This window comes from Mesorhizobium sp. M2A.F.Ca.ET.037.01.1.1 (assembly GCF_003998075.1).
Classification (GTDB): Bacteria; Pseudomonadota; Alphaproteobacteria; order Rhizobiales; family Rhizobiaceae; genus Mesorhizobium.
Genome location: NZ_RZSA01001029.1, coordinates 1 through 2,216, shown reverse-complemented (window position 1 = coordinate 2,216; position 2,216 = coordinate 1). Strand labels below are relative to the sequence as shown.

Sequence of the window (2,216 nt, the reverse complement as noted above, 5' to 3'; positions counted from 1 at the left end):
GGACACAGCGAGCGAGGAAGAAGCGCGGCGCGCGGCAGAGCTTGCCGAGGCGCATGAATTCATCGAGCGCCTGCCGCAGGGCTACCAGACGGTCGTCGGCTATCGCGGCGTCAACCTGTCGGCCGGCCAGAGACAGCGCATCGCGCTCGCCCGCGCGCTGGTGCGCGACCCCGACATCCTGATCCTCGACGAGGCCACCAACGCTGTCGACGGGCTTTCGGAAGCGGCGATCGTGGAAACACTGAAGTCGCGCGCCGGACGCCGCACCACGATCGTCATCAGCCACCACCATTCGACGATCTCGTTCTGCGACGACCTGGTGATCCTGGAGCATGGACGGGTGCGGAAGCAGGCGCCGTTCGCCGAGTTGGCGGCGCGCAGCATGGATGAGTTGTACCAGCCGGAGTGAGGAGCGCGAAGGATCGAGGCGCTTCGGAACCTTGGTTCCTCGCCCCCACGAAGGTGGGGAGAGGTGGCGCGGCGAAGCCGCGACGGAGAGGGGGAAACGCGCCGGCCTGGAAAGCAGTCGGAGGGAACCCGCCAGCGTCGCAGGCCCCCTCTCCGCCCCGCTGCGCGGGGCACCTCTCCCCCGCCTTGGCGGGGGCGAGGAACCCAAGTCCTATCCCGCCATCGCCAGCGGGGCGGCGCTCTTGTTGGGGATCTGGATGTCGATCTCCAGCGTCGACATGGTCGCGCCGCGGTCCATCGAGACCTGGAGATAGTCCTGGTCGATCTGCACATGTTTGGCAATGACCGCCATGATCTCCTCGCGCAGGATGGAGACGAGGTCGGGCTGGCCGCGGCTCTGGCGCTCATAGGCGAGCAGCAGCTGCAGCCGCTCGCGCGCCACCGGCGCGCTGGTGCGCCGCTTGAAGAGGTCGAGGATGCTCATGCGGCCCTCCTTCCGAGCAGCCGGTCGAGGAAGCCCTTGCGTTCGAAGGGGACGACCACCGGCAGGTCTTCGCCTTCAAGGCGTCTTGCCGCTTCGAGGTAAGCCTTTGCGGCCCCATTGAGCGGTTCCGAGAGCGTGACGGGCGAGCCTAGATTGGAGGCCCGCAGCACATCCTGGCTTTCCGGGATGATGCCGAGCAGCGGCGTGGAGAGGATCTCCAGCACGTCGTCGATCGACAGCATCTCGCCGCGCGAGGCGCGCGCCGCGTCGTAGCGCGTGACCAGCACGTGTTTTTGCACCAGCTCGCCCTGCTCGGCCTTCATGGTGCGGGCGTCGAGCAGGCCGATGATGCGGTCGGAGTCGCGCACCGACGACACTTCCGGGTTGGTGACGATGACCGCCTCGTCGGCGAAGCGCATGGCGAGCTGCGCGCCGCGCTCGATGCCGGCCGGGCTGTCGCAGAAGACATAGTCGAACACCGAGCGCAGCCGGGCGATGACTTCCGCCACGCCCTCTTCGGTGAGTGCGTCCTTGTCGCGGGTCTGCGAGGCCGGCAGCAGATAGAGCGTCTCCAGCCGCTTGTCGCGGATCAGCGCCTGCGACAGCTTCGCGGTACCCTGGATGACGTTGACGAGGTCGAACACCACGCGGCGCTCGGCGCCCATGATGAGGTCGAGGTTGCGCAGGCCGACGTCGAAATCGACCAGCGCCACCTTCTTGCCGGTCTTGGCCACGGCGGCGCCGAGCGCGGCCGTCGAGGTCGTCTTGCCGACGCCCCCCTTGCCCGATGTGACCACGACTACCTTGCCCATTTATACAGCCTCCGTTGGCGATTTTTATTCATGACCGTGCCGGGCACGGCGGACTCGTTAACAACTTTGGCACGCGAAACCGGTCCGAAGCTTGCGGCCTCAGCCGAGCGGCACCACGCAGAGCGCATCATTGTCGAGGAAGGCCTGCACGGCCTTGCCGCGCGACACCCCTTCCATCTCCTCGGCGGTCGTGTACCAGCCGTCGACGGCGAGCAGCTCGGCCTCGTTCTTGCGGCAGAAGATGCGCGCCGAAACATTGCCTTCCGAGCCGGCGATCGCGCGGCCGCGCAGCGTGCCATAGACATGGATCGAGCCGCCGGCGACGATTTCCGAGCCGGACGCGACCGAGCCGAGCACGATGACGTCGCCATGCGGATGGAACACCGACTGTCCCGAGCGGATCGGCGCCTTGATCATCAGCGTGCCGGCGGAATGCCGCGCCGGCTCGGCGCCCGCGCTTGCGGCTTGCGCCGGTTCGATCCTGACCGCTTCGAGCTTCGCCAGCTCGGGGT

The 2,216-nt window shown here is 67.6% G+C and carries 4 protein-coding genes; 1 reads left to right on the top strand and 3 read right to left on the bottom strand.

Features of this window, described 5'->3' with window-relative positions:
* Positions 1-409, top strand: a 409-nt coding sequence (locus tag EOA27_RS32945) for an ATP-binding cassette domain-containing protein (RefSeq protein WP_127258356.1), incomplete at its 5' end; no start/stop codon positions are given.
* A 210-nt stretch (positions 410-619) separates the two neighbouring features.
* Here the strand turns inward: EOA27_RS32945 and minE are convergent.
* The 3 genes from minE to minC all read right to left on the bottom strand — a co-directional run.
* Positions 620-892, bottom strand: coding sequence for a cell division topological specificity factor MinE (gene minE, locus EOA27_RS32940; protein ID WP_042638296.1), 273 nt, complete (start codon positions 890-892; stop codon positions 620-622).
* Positions 889-1,704, bottom strand: a complete 816-nt coding sequence (gene minD / locus EOA27_RS32935) for a septum site-determining protein MinD (protein ID WP_042638294.1) — start codon at positions 1,702-1,704, stop codon at positions 889-891. The genes minE and minD overlap by 4 nt, the downstream gene beginning before the upstream one ends.
* A gap of 99 nt (positions 1,705-1,803) precedes the next feature.
* Positions 1,804-2,216, bottom strand: a 413-nt coding sequence (minC, locus tag EOA27_RS32930) for a septum site-determining protein MinC (RefSeq protein WP_127258354.1), incomplete at its 5' end; no start/stop codon positions are given.

Coding starts and splice junctions, on each gene's coding strand:
- minD (WP_042638294.1), bottom strand. CDS start 1,704: ATGGGCAAGGTAGTCGTGGTCACATCGGGCAAGGGGGGCGTCGGCAAG.
- minE (WP_042638296.1), bottom strand. CDS start 892: ATGAGCATCCTCGACCTCTTCAAGCGGCGCACCAGCGCGCCGGTGGCG.